At 68.1% G+C, this 16,465-nt stretch carries 13 protein-coding genes; 8 read left to right on the plus strand and 5 right to left on the minus strand.

The genetic code is table 11. The features are described from left to right. Window positions 1–168 precede the first annotated feature (168 nt). Together ACWEH3_RS30990 and rffA are read left to right on the plus strand one after the other, a co-directional pair. Window positions 169–1,269 carry a glycosyltransferase family 2 protein gene (locus tag ACWEH3_RS30990; RefSeq protein ID WP_355080809.1) on the plus strand — a complete coding sequence of 367 codons (1,101 nt, stop codon included), beginning with the start codon at window positions 169–171 and terminating at the stop codon, window positions 1,267–1,269. Next, entirely contained in the window at window positions 1,259–2,398 is a 1,140-nt protein-coding gene (rffA, locus tag ACWEH3_RS30995; RefSeq protein ID WP_450023722.1) for a dTDP-4-amino-4,6-dideoxygalactose transaminase, read from the plus strand. The genes ACWEH3_RS30990 and rffA overlap by 11 nt, the downstream gene beginning before the upstream one ends. An 18-nt stretch (window positions 2,399–2,416) precedes the next feature. On the opposite strand, the gene ACWEH3_RS31000 is transcribed toward rffA, so the two are convergent. Both ACWEH3_RS31000 and ACWEH3_RS31005 read right to left on the minus strand, forming a co-directional pair. Further along, window positions 2,417–3,016 carry a class I SAM-dependent methyltransferase gene (locus ACWEH3_RS31000; protein WP_355080806.1) on the minus strand — a complete coding sequence of 200 codons (600 nt, stop codon included), beginning with the start codon at window positions 3,014–3,016 and terminating at the stop codon, window positions 2,417–2,419. Window positions 3,017–3,072: 56 nt separating this feature from the next. Then, window positions 3,073–6,024: an acyl-CoA synthetase gene (locus ACWEH3_RS31005; RefSeq protein ID WP_450023720.1), complete on the minus strand. Its 2,952-nt coding sequence runs from the start codon at window positions 6,022–6,024 to the stop codon at window positions 3,073–3,075. Between the two features lie 802 nt (window positions 6,025–6,826). Here ACWEH3_RS31005 and ACWEH3_RS31010 point away from each other — a divergent pair. The 5 genes from ACWEH3_RS31010 (at window position 6,827) to ACWEH3_RS31030 (ending at window position 11,930) form a co-directional block, all read left to right on the plus strand. Continuing rightward, on the plus strand, window positions 6,827–8,233 hold the full coding sequence (locus ACWEH3_RS31010; RefSeq protein WP_450023718.1) for a family 2B encapsulin nanocompartment shell protein: 1,407 nt from the start codon (window positions 6,827–6,829) through the stop codon (window positions 8,231–8,233). Between the two features lie 14 nt (window positions 8,234–8,247). Beyond that, window positions 8,248–9,792 (plus strand): family 2 encapsulin nanocompartment cargo protein terpene cyclase, encoded by a 1,545-nt coding sequence (locus tag ACWEH3_RS31015; protein WP_450023716.1) that lies wholly within the window; start codon window positions 8,248–8,250, stop codon window positions 9,790–9,792. 43 nt (window positions 9,793–9,835) lie between these two features. Beyond that, window positions 9,836–10,708, plus strand: a complete 873-nt coding sequence (locus ACWEH3_RS31020; protein ID WP_450023714.1) for a geranyl diphosphate 2-C-methyltransferase — start codon at window positions 9,836–9,838, stop codon at window positions 10,706–10,708. After that, a complete protein-coding gene (idi, locus tag ACWEH3_RS31025) occupies window positions 10,705–11,280 on the plus strand; it encodes an isopentenyl-diphosphate Delta-isomerase (protein ID WP_450023712.1) in 576 nt (191 codons plus the stop codon). Before ACWEH3_RS31020 ends, idi begins: the two co-directional genes overlap by 4 nt. A gap of 299 nt (window positions 11,281–11,579) precedes the next feature. Next, on the plus strand, window positions 11,580–11,930 hold the full coding sequence (locus tag ACWEH3_RS31030; protein ID WP_450023710.1) for a hypothetical protein: 351 nt from the start codon (window positions 11,580–11,582) through the stop codon (window positions 11,928–11,930). Window positions 11,931–11,937: 7 nt separating this feature from the next. Here ACWEH3_RS31030 and ACWEH3_RS31035 read toward each other — a convergent pair whose 3' ends face one another. From ACWEH3_RS31035 to ACWEH3_RS31045, 3 genes are all read right to left on the minus strand, one after another. Next, on the minus strand, window positions 11,938–12,666 hold the full coding sequence (locus tag ACWEH3_RS31035; RefSeq protein WP_450023708.1) for an aspartate/glutamate racemase family protein: 729 nt from the start codon (window positions 12,664–12,666) through the stop codon (window positions 11,938–11,940). Beyond that, on the minus strand, window positions 12,666–14,153 hold the full coding sequence (locus tag ACWEH3_RS31040) for an NCS1 family nucleobase:cation symporter-1 (RefSeq protein ID WP_450023706.1): 1,488 nt from the start codon (window positions 14,151–14,153) through the stop codon (window positions 12,666–12,668). Before ACWEH3_RS31040 ends, ACWEH3_RS31035 begins: the two co-directional genes overlap by 1 nt. Window positions 14,154–14,239: 86 nt before the next feature. Continuing rightward, window positions 14,240–14,962, minus strand: coding sequence for a GntR family transcriptional regulator (locus ACWEH3_RS31045; protein ID WP_450023704.1), 723 nt, complete (start codon window positions 14,960–14,962; stop codon window positions 14,240–14,242). A 187-nt stretch (window positions 14,963–15,149) separates the two neighbouring features. Between ACWEH3_RS31045 and ACWEH3_RS31050 the strand changes: the two genes are divergently transcribed. Next, on the plus strand, window positions 15,150–16,319 hold the full coding sequence (locus tag ACWEH3_RS31050; RefSeq protein ID WP_450023702.1) for a serine hydrolase domain-containing protein: 1,170 nt from the start codon (window positions 15,150–15,152) through the stop codon (window positions 16,317–16,319). The last annotated feature ends 146 nt before the right edge of the window (window positions 16,320–16,465 follow it).

Here is a 16,465-nt window from a genome sequence, read left to right on the forward strand (position 1 = left end):
ACAGGGCGGCTCCCGGCTTGGCATCGGTCGCGGACGCCACCAAGATAAGGGCATGATCAGCTGCTCCGCTGGCTACCCGGCGCACCGTGCTAGAGTCCACACCGGTTCGGGCTCCGCAGTTCTGCCACGAGTACCGGCACGCACCGTCATCGAAAGTCGATCCAGCTGATGCCGATCCCACCCGCCCGCACACTCCGTTCCGGCGCCCCCGCGACGAACGGTGACCCGGCACGGCCCGGCGTGGACCGGCCGCACACGGTGTCGGTGGTCGTGCCGGTGTACCGGGGCGAGGACACGATCGCCGGTCTGGTGGCCGAACTGCACGATCTCACGCGCACCACCGAGACTCCCGGCGGCACCCCGTTCGTCGTCTCCGAGATCATCCTGGTGCACGACCACGGCCCGGACCGCTCCGACGTGGTGCTGCAAGAACTGCAACGGACCTATCCGACCGTGCGCACCGTCTGGCTCAGCCGCAACTTCGGCCAGGACGCCGCGACGATCGCCGGGATGTCGGCCGCGGCCGGTGACTGGATCGTCACCATGGACGAGGACGGCCAGCACGATCCCCGCTTCATCAGCACGTTCCTGGACACGGCGCTGGCGCAGCGCGCCGACCTGGTCTACTCCAAGCCGAGCAACACCAGGCCGCACGGCTTCCTGCGCAATCTGACCTCGCGCGGAGCCAAGCTGGTGCTCGCGACGCTGTTCGCGTTCCCGGATTCCACCCGGTTCGAGAGCTACCGGCTGATCCGCGGGGACATCGGCAGGCAACTGGCCGAGGTCGCGTCCAACGGCGTCTACCTGGACGTCGCGCTGACCTGGGTGGTCGGCGCCGTCGCGCAGGCGCCGGTGGTGCTGCGCGCCGAGGGCAGGGAGGAGTCCGGCTACAACTACCGCCGCCTGTTCTCGCTGTTCTGGAAGATGGTGCTGTGCAGCGGCACGCGCGGGTTGCGGCTGGTCAGCCTGCTCGGCGTCACCCTGGCGCTGGCCGGCGGCGTGATGGCAGCGGTCGTCGTGATCGAAGCGCTGACCACCGACGGCTGGGCGCCGGAAGGCTGGGCATCCACCATCGTGGTGCTGCTGCTGTGCTCCGGCGCCATCCTGTTCTCACTCGGACTCATCGCCGAGTACCTGGGCGTGGCGCTGCACATCCTGGTGGGCAAACCGCTCTATCTGACCGTCGAGACGCCGACACCGCGTCCGGCGGACACTTCGGAAATGACCGCGACCACCGCCAGCAGGGGGACCGACCGGGTTGAGCACTGACCGCGTCATCTTCAGCCGTCCGTACCGGGCGCGCCGGGAATTAGCGAATCTGGAGGCCGTGCTGGCCTCCGACCACAGCCACGGCGACGGACAGTTCACCGCGTCGGCCACCGCGAAGCTGAAGGCGATCACGGGCGCGCCGCACGCCCTGCTCACCACCTCCTGCACATCCGCGCTGGAAATGGCGGGCCTGCTGCTGGAGTTGGGGCCCGACGACGAAGTGATCGTGCCCAGCTTCGCCTTCACCTCCACCGCCACCTCGATGGCGCTGCGTGGCGCCACGTGCGTCTTCGCCGACATCGATCCGGACACCGGGAATCTGGATCCGGAGTCGGTGGCGGCCGTGGTCACCGAGCGGACGAAGGCCGTGGTGGTCATCCATTACGGTGGCGTCGCCGCCGACATGGCCGGACTGCTCGACCTGGCGAACACGCACGGCTTCGCCGTCGTGGAGGACAACGCGCACGGACTCGGCGGCACCTGGCGTGACCGGAAGCTCGGCACCATCGGCACGATGGGCACGCTGAGCTTCCACGACACCAAGAACGTGCACTGCGGCGAGGGCGGCGCGCTGCTGCTCACCGACGAGATCCTGATGGCGCGCGCCGAGATCATCCGGGAGAAGGGCACCGACCGGGCCCGGTTCCTGCGCGGGGCCGTGGACAAGTACTCCTGGCAGGACATCGGCTCCAGCTACTTGCCCAGCGAGCTGAACGCGGCCGTGCTCGACGCGCAGTTGGACGAGTTCGACACCATCCAGGCCGGACGCCACCGGGTGTGGGACGCCTACGCCGCCGCCCTGCCGGATTGGGCCGAGCGCAACGACGTCCGTCTGATGTCCGTGCCCGCCGATCGCGGGCACACCGCGCATCTGTACTACCTGCGGACCCCGAACGAGCGCCGCCGCGACGACCTGATCGCGCACCTCGCGGCGCGGGGTATCTCCGCGCCGTTCCACTACATCCCATTGGACTCCAGCCCGGCCGGGTTCAAGCTCGGCCGCACGCCGCGGGCCTGCGCCCGCAGCGCGGAGTTCTCCGGAACCGTCGTGCGTCTGCCGCTCTGGCCGGATCTCACCGACGCGCAGGTGGCCCGCGTCGTGGACGCGGTCACCGCGTTCACCGTGTGAACCGGCCGGCACGCCGGCTCACGCGGTGAGTATGTAGAGCTTCTCCCGGCCGCCCGCGATGAGGGACTGCCGCGCCACCCGCGGGCCGTACGCCGTGAAGAACTCGTCCAGCGTCCGTTCGGTGAAGCGGTGCGCCTGCTCGCCGTCGCCCGCGTCGGTGAACCGCTTGCCGATCGTGGCGAGGACCGGATTGTCGCTGGTGGCCAGGTTGCGGACCGGTTCGGCGACGATCACCCGGTCGGTGGCCGCAGCGAGCATCCGATCGAGCAGCGGGCGCGGCTCGGGCAGGAAGTGGTAGAGGCTGGCCTGCATGATGACGTAATCGGCCGTGGGCAGCGCGTCGCCGGAATGCAGATTCCACACCTTGCCCCGCCCGCCCGCTTCGTTCACGCGCGCGACGAAGCGCTCGTTCAGGTCGAGCCCGGTGTAGTCGACCGACTTGTGGCGCAAGTAGCGGGTGTAGAGCGTCGCGGGTCCGCAGCACAGGTCGACCACGCTCGCCCCTTCCGGGACGAGCTCCGCGATAGCGCGATACCGAGCCGTGTAGTGCTTGCCGTACAACCCGCGCATCAGGACCTCGTAGACGGTCCCGTTGCGGTAAATGAGGCTCGTTCCCACAGGCACTCACTATGCCATCGGTCGATGAATCCGGCTCTTCGGCAATATGTATCGCGTCAGTCACCCAGCAGCGCGCGCGCTTGGTCGTCGGTGAGGATCTCGTAGGCGTCCGATGCCCGGTTGTACCACCAGGTGTCCGGTCCCGGCTCCGGCTTGCCTGCCTCCTGCACGGCGCGGGCGGACGGACGGAACGACGGGCTGCGCGGGATGTCGTCCACCACGTACACCAGGTCGGGCCGCTGGTCCGGGTCCAGCACCCGCAACGCCTCGGTGACATCCTTCGGGTCCAGGTGGAAACCCTCGCGCACGCTCACCGCGGCCACCGCTATGCAATGGTCGTCGGCATTGAGTCCGTAGGTGACTTCCATGTCCACGGCGGTGATGTCGTTGAGCACGTCGACGATCGGCTGACCGAAGACCGGCCCGCGCCGGGTGTGGATCACCGTGTCCGTGCGGTCCATCAGCCAGTAGTCGCCGTCGCTGTCGCGGCGGAACAGATTTTCCGTCGGCATCCAGGAGTCGCCCGCCGTGAAGACCCCACGCAGGCCGCCCGCGGAGATGTCGACGCCGTCGGACGCCTTGCCGATCAGCAGACCCACCTCGTTGTCCGCGCAACGGCGGGCGTAGCCGGATCCGTCGACCAGGATGCGTTCGGTGAGCGGGTCGTAGGCGACCAGTTCCACCTTCGCGGTGCCGGGAACCGGCCTGCCCTTGCATCCGCGTTTCACCCCGGCCACGTTGGCCAGCACCACGTCACCCTCGATCGAGGCGTAGTACTCGAGCACGCGGGCGGGCTCGAATTGCTCCACGGTGCGCCGCCACAGTCCGGCGGGCATTCCGGAGCCGATGAACAAACGGATCGGGTGGCTGTGGCCGTCCGGGAAAACCTCCGCGTCGAGGATGTCGCGCAGCATGGTCCAGGTGTAGGTCACCACGGTGACGCCGTAGCGGTGCACCTCCTCGGCGAAGCGCGCCGGGTCAAGCGACCGGGCCAGCGCGATCCGGCTACCACCCGCGACCGCCCCGCCCAGACTGACCAGCAGCCCGGACGAATGATGCAGCGGCGCAAGGCAGTACACCGTATCCCTGCGATTGAGATCGGCCGTGGTCGCGGTGCCGAACGCCGACAGCGCCCAGCGGTGGTTGGTGATGTACTTCGTCTCCAGCCGATCACCGGTGCCGGTGACGAGCACGAACGCCAGCTCGCGCGCCAGGCCGGGGTCCGGCCGGTACCAGGCGGGCACCCGCACCCGCGCCGGGTCGATCTGCTCGAGGTCGATCAGGCGGTCGGTGGTGGGCAGCGCCAGCTCGCGCGTGCTACCACCGCCGAGCACCAGCACCCTGGCGTCGGTCTCGGCGGCCTGCCGCAGATTCTCCGGATCGGAGATCAGAGTCTCGACGCCGGTGAGCTCGATCGCGCGGCGCAGGTCGCTGTGCGGGGCGAGCAGCACCGCCACCGCGCCCAGCCGCGACAGCGCCGCGACCGAGGCCAGCGCGCTGGGCCGGGTCTCCATCACCACGCCGACCCGCATGGCCGGGCGCACGCCCACCGAGATCAGGCCGCGCACCACGTTGTCGATGCGCTCGTTGACCGCCGCGTTGGTGTGCACGCGGTCGTCGAACAGGAAGAGGTCCCGCTGCGGCGCGCGGCGCGTCTGCTCGGTCAGCAAACGGCCGAGCGATATCCGGGTATGCGGCTGGATCATGCCGAGGCGGGTCAGCCTGGGCAGAGCCCGGGCCGCCTCGCCCGCCAGTTCGATCGATCCGCGCACTGTGCTGTTGGCGATGCCTTCGAGGGCCTTGCCGACGCCGGTGCCCGCCTCGGCCAGCGTCGCGGCGGTGTGCACCACCCGGGTGGCCGCCGAGCGGGGGCGATTGCTGGGCACGTGCTCGGTCATCGGCACGATCTCAGGAGGCAGCGGCTTGTCGCCGTTCATCCATTCCACCCACTGCCGCACCAGCGGCCAGGTGTGTTTGCTGGCCATGCTTCCGGCCACCAGGCCGAAGTGGCCCGCGACCAACGTCGCCTCGTAGACCTCCGCGTTCGGCGCGGCCCGCACGATGCCGCGCACCGCGGCGGGCTGTCCGATGTCGTCGACCTCGCCGACGAACGCCAGGATCGGGCATTTCAGCTCGGCCAGCGAGATCGGGTGATCGCGGATCACGAAACCGCCGAGCATCAGCCGGTTGTGCGCGACGAACTGCTTGAGCAGATCCGCCGCGGCCGGGCCCGCGTAACCGACCCAGCCTTCACTGTTGAGGAATCGGCGCTGGCGCTCCTTCGGCAACAACGCCTCGCGGTCGTGCAGCTGAAGCAGGAAGTCGATCCTCGACTTGGCCGTCTTCACCGGATCGAGCAACTGGAAGCCGATGCGAACCATGGAGTCGGTGATCGGCAACCGGGTGACCACATGATCGGCCAGGAAGTCCGCGACGTCGGAGACCATGCCGTAGGGCAGCCCGAACGGCATGCCCGCGACGATGTCGACCGGGCTGCCGAAGGTCACGATGCTGTCCACGCCCTTGCCGTACCGGTAGGCGGCGGTCTGGTAGGCGAACATGCCGCCCTGCGAGTAGCCCATCAGGTGCACGCCGCTGCCGGTGGCCTCGTTGACGGTGTCGATCGCGCTGTTGACGGCCAGCACGTGGTCGGCGAGATCGCGCTGCCAGCCGCCCTCCTCGCTGGCGGGCGAGCCGAAGTCCACCACCCAGCAGTCGATGCCGCCGCGGTGCAGGATTCCGACGGCGCCCTCTTCGGCGTTCACATCCCAGATGTCGGCGTTCACCATGAGCGGCGGGACCAGCACGGCCACCGGGCGCCCAGGCGTCGTGTCGTCGGGGAAGTAATGCCGCAGCCGGTACATGCGTCTGCGTTCCACGACTTCGAACGGCGAGGACGCGACGTCAGGGGTCAGTCCGCCGAAGCGGATGACCTCCAGGCCGTTCTGCGCGGTCGCCATCAATCGCTGTACCGAGCCCACCACAACCTTCGCATTCAACTTCACCATCGCTCCTGGCCCTACCCTAGAACGTGACCCGCATCACACACGGCGGCGTGTTCAGACGAGCTTCCCACACCACTTGTCCATTATGTGTCCGCTGTGACACGTCACATGCCAGGTTGCCGCAGTCGGCTCCCTGACGGTCACGTATCGACGCGGAAACATTCCATCGCGGCACCCCCGGCCACCGGCAACCCGGATAGTTCAGCGCCATCGATACGCCCGCACGCCCGCCACCGTTTTCGCGCCGCGCCGGAATACGGGCGCACATCGATCGAGGGGTCACCTACTCGACCGTATCCCGGCGGCGCTCACACCCCGGCTCGGACATGGCTTCCCTCGGCACCAACCGGGCATGGCGTCCCTCGCGATCGCCGGATGCGGCGGCGTGGCCCTGTGGCCTCGCCAGCCGCCCGATTCGCCCACATCGAGAGAGCGCGCCGGGCACCGCTTGTGACGAGGCAGTCGAACTGCTCACCTAGCTGATCTGCTGCTACCAGCACGCAATTCGGATCGAACCGTGGGACGCAACCCGCCGTTACCGGAATCGACCGCGTGTCGTGACCATCCGGCGCGCGTCGGAACGATCTTCGAAATTTTTCTGCGCACAGCCGCTTTCGGCGTCTACCATCGATCACGTCTGGAACGCCCTGGCGCGTAGGCAATTTCGATCGATGAGCTGTCCGCGGGCACGCCCGCTGCTGTTTGATGTGAACACCCGGCGACTCTGAACTATCGACGATCTCGAATCCCCTGCTCCAAAACCCGTCACCACGTCTCGGTGGCCGTCTCGAGGTGAGGACCACGCATGACCATTGAAATGCCAGTCCAAACGGAAAACAACGTGCGCAGGAGCCTGAGCACCAGTACGGCGGGCCTGCTCGCGCACACCACGAAATCCGAACCGCAGATGCAGGGCATCAGCTCGCGATGGCTCACTCGCGCGCTGCCGTGGACGCAGGTCAACGGCGGTGTATACCGAGTGAACCGCCGCCTCACCCACACCGTCGGAAACGGCGAGGTGGAATTCGTCATCGACGGCTCCACCGCACGCGTCATTCCCCTGGAGTTGCAAGAACTTCCGGCGCTGCGTGGATTCGACGACGAGGACGTGCTGCGCGCCCTCGCGGATCGTTTCGAACAGCGCGATCTCGAACCGGGCATTGTGGTAGCGGAATTCGGCAATCCGATGGATCAAATTCTGCTGATCGCGCACGGCAAATTGAGCAAAATCGGGTCGGGTGAGTACGGCGAGCAGACGAAGCTCGGGATCCTCGGCGGCGGCGACTTCTTCGGCGACACGATATTGACCGAACCTTCGGCGATCTGGCCGGTCACCATCAAGACGGTTACGCGAACAACCATGTTGGTCCTTCCGCGACGATCGCTCACAGAGTTCATCGACAGAAGTTCGGCATTGCGCGAGCAACTTTCTCGCGTGGCTTCCGCACCCACCCATCCGCAGAACAACAAAGGCGAGGCGGATATCGCGATCGCCTCGGGCCACGCGGGCGAGCCGCTGTTGGAAGGCACGTTCGTCGATTACGACGCCGCCCCACGCCAATACGAACTCAGCCTGGCGCAGAGCGTGCTGCGGGTGCATACCCGAGTCGCCGACCTGTTCAACGACCCGATGAATCAGGTCGAGCAGCAGTTGCGCCTGACCATCGAAGCGCTCTACGAACGTCGCGAATACGACCTGGTCAACAACACCGACTTCGGGCTGCTGCACAACTGCGATCTGAAGCAGCGCATCTACACCGAGACCGGCGCACCCACCCCGGACGACTTCGACGAACTGCTCAGCATGCGCCGCAGCACGAAAATGTTTCTGGCCCATCCGAAGGCGATCGCCGCGTTCGGACGCGAATGCACCAAGCGCGGGCTCTACCCGGATCCGGTCGAGGTGGACGGGCACCGTGTTCCGGCGTGGCGAGGCGTACCGATCTTCCCGTGCGGCAAGATCCCGATCAGCGACACCCAGACCACCTCGATCCTGGCGATGCGCACCGGCGAGAAGGACCAGGGCGTGATCGGCCTGCACCAGACCGGGATTCCGGACGAATACGAGCCGAGCCTCAACGTGCGCTTCAAGGGCATCGATGATCAGTCGATCATCTCCTACCTGATCAGCTGCTATTACTCGGCGGCCGTGCTGGTGCCCGACGCCCTCGGCGTGCTCGACAACGTCTCGGTCGCCCGGCAAGCCGACTGACCGGGGTGATGGGCATGTCGGTGCTCTCCCGCGCCGCGGCGGCGCACGCCACCGATGAGGTGGCCGCCACCGTCGTCGCGCTACTCACTGATACCAGCACGACCGCTCCGGCCGACCTGTTGTCGACGAAAGCGGCTGATACGCCGAATATTTCGTTGGCAGCCGGACAGGCGGGGGTCACACCGCGCGCTCTGCTCGGTCCGTCCGGCCTGGGCGCCGCCGCGCTGTTGGTTCCCCGTACCGGCGCGGACGCTGCCACGACGCCCGCCGTGGCGGCGACCTCCCCCGCCGCTGTGCGCGCAGGCACACCGGGAGCAGCCATCGACGGCACAGCGGCAGCGGCGGGACGAACTCCGTTGCCCGCGGCGCCACGCATTCCCACCGGACCCACCGGGCTCGGAGCGCCGTCGGCGTTACTCGGAATACCTGGCCTCGCGGGGCCTCCTCGCACGGGCACGCGGACGCAACCGAGCATCGGATCGGATGCCGCGGGCGGTCCCGCGCGGGTGCCACGCGCACCGACCGGACCCGACACCGTCGCGGTGCGCCGCGATGGGCAAAATCCGATTCCACCGCTGTACTGCCCGCCGCCGCTGCGTGACGATCCCGCTCTCGCCGAGGCCGTCAACGCCGGCATCGTCGACTGGGCCAGGGACATCGGGTTGTACGAGGGCAGGCTGGAGGAGTTGCGCGACGCCGATTTCGGCCGGCTGATCATGCTCGCCCACCCGGACTGCGACGATGCCGACCGGCTGCTGGCGGCGGCGAAATGCGCGGTCTCGGAATGGTCCGTGGACGACTATTACTGCGAGGAGGATGCCGACGACCGGGCACCGGACGGCACCCCCTCCAGCGCCGAGGCGGAGTTGGGTCCCCGGCTCGAATTGGCGGCCGCCGCCATGGACCCGGTCCATCTTCCCGCGCGTTACGTCGCCCAGCTCGAGGCCGCTCTCGAAGCCGATCCGATCCTGCGCGCGTTTCGCACGTCCTTCGAGCACCTCGCACGCTACGCACGCCCCGCGCAACTGGCCCGGCTGCGCACCGAGATCGCGGGCTGGTTCATCGCGCTCGGAGCGGAAGCGGGCTGGCGCGCGGCGGGGCGGATGCCGCCGGTGTGGGAGTACCTCGCCAATCGGCAACCGCACAGCTTCCTTCCGTGCATGGCGCCGACCGATGTGGTCGGCGGCTACGAGTTACCGGCCGCCGAGTACACCGACCCCGCGGTACGCCGCGTGGTCACCACCGCGGCGCTGGCCAGCCAGATGGTGAACGACCTGTATTCGATGGCGCGCGAGGATCTCTCCAACGGCAGGGAGTTCAACCTGCCGACCGTCCTCGCCGTCGAGGAGCGCTGCTCGCGCCGCGAGGCCGTGCTGCGCACCGCCGAGGTGCACGACGAACTCGTGCACCGGTTCGAACGGGAAGCGGCGCCCCTGGCCGCGCTCGGCTCGCCGGAACTACGCCGTTTCCTCGCAGGCCTGTGGGCCTGGATGGGAGGCAACCGCGCCTGGCACGCCGACAGCAAGCGCTATCGCGACCCGCACCAGAGCCACCTGTAAGAGAGCAACGAAGCAGTACCGCACCGAGAGAGGATGATCGCGCATGACCATGCTCAACCCGGAGACCGGGACCGTTCTGCGTACCAGCTATCAGAAGTCCGTCGCCGCGTACTGGAACAACAACCCGAACGACGACCGGGTCAACACCAAACTCGGTGAGGTCGACGGGCTCTACCACCACCACTACGGCATCGGCGAGCCGGACCTGTCCGTGCTGACCGGCCCGGCGGACACCCGCGAGGAACGCATCGTCGCCGAACTGCACCGGCTGGAGACCGCCCAGGCGGACTTCCTGCTCGACCACCTCGGCGACGTCCGGCCCGGCGACCGGCTGCTGGACGGCGGCTCGGGCCGCGGTGGCACCAGCTTCATGGCCAACCAGCGCTTCGGCTGCCAGGTCGACGGCGTGACCATCTCCGAATATCAGGTCGGCTTCGCCAACGACCAGGCTGTTCACCGCGGCGTCGCGGACAAGGTGCGGTTCCACTTCCGCAACATGCTCGACACCGGCTTCGAGAACGGTTCCATGCGCGGGATCTGGACCAACGAGACCACGATGTACGTGGACCTCTTCGATTTGTTCAGCGAGTTCTCCCGCCTGCTGGAGCCGGGCGGACGCTACGTGTGCATCACCGGCTGCTCCAACGATGTGACCGGCGGCCGCTCGTCCTCGGTCAGCTGGATCGACGCGCACTACGGCTGCATGATCCATCCGCGCGGCGAGTACTTCCGCGCCCTGGCCGCGAACAACCTGGTGCCCATCTCCGTGACCGAACTCACCGCGGCGACCATCCCGTACTGGGAGCTGCGCACCCATTCCGAGCTCGCCACCGGCGTCGAGAAGCCGTTCCTGACCGCGTACCGGGAGGGGAGCTTCCACTACCTGCTCATCGCCGCCGATAAGGTGGGGAGGTGACCGACGCCCTCGCCCAGCCGTACACCGACCGCGAGGCCCTGCCCGTCGAACTCGTCGACGACGCGGGCCGCGCGGTCGGCGCGTGCACGGTCGCCGAGGCACACCTGGCCCCGGGACGACTGCACCGCGCGTTCTCCGTCCTGCTGTTCGACTCGGCGGGCCGGGTGCTCTTGCAGCAGCGTGCGGCGGTCAAGACCAGGTTCCCGTCGCTGTGGGCCAACACCTGCTGTGGCCACCCCGCACCCGGCGAACCGGTCGCTACCGCGGCCGGGCTGCGGCTGGCCGAGGAAATGGGCCTTACGGTCGCGCTCACCGAGGCCGGGATCTACCGCTACCACGCGGCGGACCTGCGCACCGGCCGCGTCGAATCCGAGTGGGATCACGTTTTGATCGGGCGCCTCGACATCGGCGACCCTCGGCCGGATCCGGCCGAGGTCGCCGACTTCGCCTGGATTCAGCCGGACGCGCTTCGCGACGCGCTGGCCGACAACCCGGATGCCTACACCCCATGGCTGGCCGGTGTCCTCGACGTCGCGGAACACGCGCACGTCACGGGAACCTCTGCGCACTGATTCGTCGTATCGTTTTCTCCTGGTCCGAGGCAGCCGAACACATCTCGCCGACTGCGCAGGCGGCGCGGCTGCTTCGATCCAGCCCGCGAATTCACGACGGCTTTCCCTTCCGAGCCGGTTGTAGTTCGACATTTGCGCTGGTCGGCACACCGGGCACGGTGCGTGACATCGATTGATGCGCATATCCATGTAACAACATGTAGGGAAACTGAGAGAACTCATAGGAACGGCACAGGCTGTGACCAGGACCGTTCTGCATCGTTGAGAAGGTACGAGTTCTCGGTGAAGTGAGGTGCGTGATGGTGGAATTCGAGGTCACCGGAACGACGGTGACGGTGCACGTGCTCGGTGCGCATCAGCTGCTGGCGCTGCGCGACCAGCTGAGTTTCGACCTGTCCGCCGTCACCGCGCTCGGCATGGCCGGGGTCGACCGCCGCCCGCCGTGGGTGCGCACGCCCGGCACTTTCTTCCCCGGCGTGATCGCGGCCGGGACCTTCCGCGGCAAGGGCCGCAAGGAATTCTGGGACACCCGATTCGACGGACACGCCATCCGTATCGACTTGGCGGGCGCGGACGTCACACGGCTCGTCGTCGACGTGGCCGACCCGGACGCCGCACTGCGCAAGCTCGCCATCGCGGTAGCCGCCTGAGCCTCGCTCAGGCGCCGAACGATCGCAGCGAGCCGGTGTACGGCTTCGGCGGCGGCGCGGCGAATTCGCCCCGGCCGGACTTGCGCAGACCGAGCGTGAGCAGCGACTGGACGGTCAGGGTCGCCGCCGCCACACCGTCCACCACCGGCACGCCGACCTCGGCGCGCACCTGCGCGGACAGATCGGCCATCCCCGCGCAGCCCAGGACGATCGCGTCGGACCGGTCCGCCTCGACCGCTTCCCGGCACACTTCGGTGACGATCTTGCGCGCGTCCGGATCGGTGTCGAGGGCGAGTACGGGAATCTCGCAGGCGTGGATACCGCGGCAGAAGCGCCGCATCCCGTAGCGCTCCGCCAGATCCGCCGCCCGGCCGACGGTCCGGCCCAGAGTGGTGACCACGCTGAACCCGCGACCGAGATGAGCGGCGGTACGCATGGCGGCCTCGGCGATCCCGATCACCGGTCCCCCGGCCAGCTCGCGCGCGGCGTCGAGACCGGGGTCGCCGAAGCAGGCCAGCACGTAGCCGTCGACCCCCTCGGCCTCCCCGCGCCGGATCGCGGCGAGCAGGCCGGGAACGCTGAGCGCTTCGTCGTAGTGACTTTCGATCGAGGCCGGTCCCATCTCCGAGGTCACCGCGTCGAGCAGGGTGCCAGGACCAGCGACGGCCCTGGCACACCGCTCGATCGTGTCGGTCATCGCCCGGGAGGTATTGGGGTTGACCACGCGGATACGCATCAGGCCGCGCTCTCCCGCATCGCCGGCCGGGTGCGGGTGGCGAGCACGTAGTAGGCCACGAAGCCGAGGCCGCAACCGATGAACCAGCTGTACTGTGCCGCGGTGTACATACCGGTGACGTCCTTGGCCAGCACCGGGATCACCGCGACCAGCGCGCCGACGACCGTCGCGATCACCGCGGCCGGGTTGTATCCGCCCCGATACCAATAGCGTCCGCTGCTGGACATCGTGAACAGGTCGTCCACCGCCACGCGTTGCTTGCGCACCAGGTAGTAATCGGCGATGAGCACCCCGAACAGTGGGCCGATGAAGGCGCCGAGCACCTCCAGCGTGTAGTGGATGACCTCCGGGTTGTTGTAGAGATTCCACGGCGTGATCAGCACCGAGCCCACCGCGGCGATCATGCCGCCCGCGCGCCAGCTGACGCGTTGCGGACTCACGTGCGAGAAGTCGAAGGCCGGCGAGATGAAGTTCGCGACGATGTTGATGCCGATGGTGGCGACAGTGAAGGTCAGTGCGCCGAGCACGATCGCGAAGGTGCTGTCGATGCGCGCCACCGTGGCGACCGGGTCGGTGATCAGCTCGCCGTAGACCGGCACCGTCAGCGAGGCGGTGATCACCACCAGCAACGAGAACAGCAGGAAGTTCAGCGGGAGACCGAGCAGGTTGCCCCGGCGCACCACGGCGAAGGACTTGCCGTACCGGGAGAAGTCGCCGAAGTTCAACATCGGCCCGGAGAAGTAGGAGACCACGAGCGCGATGGCGCCCAGCATCACCGGCACCGAATCCCATCCGGTGTACCGCACCGCGCCCAGGTTCAGATCGATCGCGCCCCAGCCGGCCTTCGCGATCAGGTAACCGCACAACAGGAACATCACCACGTACACCGCCGGCCCGCAGAAGTCGATGAACCGGCGAATGGACTCCATGCCCTGCCAGAAAACGCAGGCCTGCACCACCCACAGCGTCAAATAGCTGCCCCAGCCGAGCAGCGACAGACCGAGGAACCCGTAGTCGCCTGCCACCGCGTAGGGCCCGAGGGACGGAAACAGCTTCACCAGTACGACATCCAGTGCCGCCGAAGCGAGAAACGTCTGAATGCCGTACCAGGCCACCGCGATCAGCCCGCGGATGATCGCGGGGATATTGGCGCCGAGCACGCCGAAGGCACTGCGGCAGATGACCGGGTACGGCACGCCGGTCACCTGACTCGGCTTGGCGACCAGATTGCAGAAGAAATACACCAGGGTGATCCCGATCAGCAGGGCCACCAGTACCTGCCAGCTGGCCAAGCCGAGCGCGAACAAGCTGCCCGCGGTGACATAGCCACCGACGCTGTGCACGTCCGACATCCAGAACGCGAAGATGTTGTAAGAGCCCCAGTTCTGCTTGCGCAGCGGCGCGAGATCGTCGTTGGTGAGCCGTGGGTCGTAGCCGGCGGGGGTGATCCGCTCAGGAGCGGGTGCCGCGGCGATGGTTTCGGTCATGGTGTTTCCCATCCGAAGGGTGAAACTGTGATCGAAACGACGGTAGGAATCGGCTATTGCCCGTCCATTGCGCGGTTATTGCCCGGCTATTGCGCGGCAGATATATCTTCCGGGGCGAGCAGACCGGTATCGGTGGGCAAGGTCGCGATCACGGACTCCAGCCTGCGATGGTGATGTTCGGCGACGAGCAGCAGGCGCTCGACATCCCGGGCCAGGAACGCGTCCAGCATCAACGCGTGGTCGGTGTGCAGCCGCACTCGGTCGGCCCGGCCGATGTGCACCATCGACTGCACCGGCTCGGTGACGTTCCACGCCGCTTCGAGCATGTGCAGCAGTCGGAACATGCGTGACGGCTTGGTCAGCGCCACATGGAAGGTGCGCGACCCACGGTGGTAGGCGGCCGGGTCGTCGTCGCGAATCGCCTGTTCCAGGGCCTCGTTCACATCCAGCAGTTCGGCGCGGTCGGCGGCGGAGTGGTTCATGGCGGCCGCGGCGAGCGAGGCCGTCTCCAAGGTCTGCCGCACGATGTACATCTCGCGCAACTCGGCGGCGGTCAGTTGCGCCACCGTGTATCCCGCGTGCGGCTCGTGGGTGACCAGTCCCTCCCCGATCAGTGTCTTGAGCGCCTCGCGCACCGGAATATGGCTCACGCCGAACAGTTCCGCCACCTCGCGCAGCGGGATGACGGTACGGGGCGGCACCGCCCCGTCGAGGATCACCCGGCGCAGTTCGCCGAGGATGATCTGCGGGCGGCCGGGTGTGTCGACGACCAACCTCGCGAGCAGCGCCGAACGTCGTCTCGGGGGCATGACAACACGCTAGGGGCAGCGTGTTGCGTTCCCGGTCACCCGTGTGACGGTCAGGAAACGTCTTCTCACAGTACCGACCGGTCGCGTGGTGGGTGCGGGTCCCGGCCACCGGTCTCGAGCGAAACGAGACACCTAGCATGGGATTGTTCGCGACGCCGCAGGCGCTGAAAGACAGGCACGGGTTTCGATGACAGTTTCGGCAGGACAATTCGTAGATCGCCGCTTCGCGCGATTGGTGGCGGAGTTCGACCGGCTGTTCCGGCGTCCGTCCGACGGCGGCGGAGCGCTGGCGGTCTACCTGCACGGCGAGCCGGTGGTCGACGTCTGGGCCGGTTACGCGCATCCGGACGTCGCGTGGGCGCACGACACCGTCGCCATGGCGTTCTCGACCGGCAAAGGGATCGCCAGCACGCTGGTGCATCGTCTGGCCGAGCGCGGCCTGATCGACTACGACGAGCCGCTCGCGACCTACTGGCCGGAGTTCGGGGCGGCGGGCAAAGAGCGCATCAGCGTGCGGGCGATGCTGACCCACCGGACCGGGCTGCACCGGGTGCGCGGGCTGCTGCCCGGACCGGTCGAGCGATTCTTCGACGACGCCGCGGTCACCGCGGCGCTCGCGGCCGCCGCGCCCGATCCGCGGCACCAGGTGACCAGCGGCTATCACGGCATCACCTACGGACACCTCGCCGCGGAGCTGGTGCGCCGGGTGACCGGAGCGGAATTCACCGACGCGCTGCGTACCGAGATCGCGCAACCGCTCGCGGCCGAAGAACTGTGGTTCCGGGTCCCGGCAGCCGCGCGCGGGCGTATCGCCACCAATTTCCCGCGCCTGACGGTCGCGGGCATGAGCTGGGAGCGTGGCTCGCGGATGCTCGCCCGCACCCGCTTCGCGGCCGCCGCCGACACCACCCCCGTGGGTTTCGCCGAGCTGGTGGCCGATCCGCGCCTGCACGACTCGGTGATGCCCGGCCTCAACGGCGTCTTCTCCGCCCGCGCGCTGGCCCGCGTGTACGGCGCGCTCGCCAACGGCGGGCAACTGGACGGGTATCAGCTGCTGCGCCCGGACACCATCGAGCAGATCACCCGGCGGCAGGTGTTCACCCCCGACTACGTGCTGGCCTTCCGTATTCCCTGGGCGCTGGGGTACCACGGCGTGCCGATGAAGCCGTCCAAGGCCGAACCCATCTCGGCTTTCGGCCATTTCGGCCTCGGGGGCTCCGGCGGTTTCGCCGACCCGGCGACCGGGATGTCGCTCGGCTTCGTCACCAACCGCCTGGGCAGCCGGATCACCCCGCTCGGCGACGCGCGCCTGGCGCGCTTGGGGACGCTGGCGCACAACCTCGCCAGAGCCGCCTGATCTCGCCTGCCCGAGTGGCAGCATGGCGCTATGGAGACGGTCGACATGCCGCGGATCGCGGCTGCCGCGCGGCTGCTGGACCCGGTGATCCGGCGCACGCCGCTGCTGGCCTCGCGAGTGTTGTCCGAGCGCGTGGGCGCCGAAGT

The sequence above is a fragment of the Nocardia sp. NPDC004718 genome (assembly GCF_053601535.1).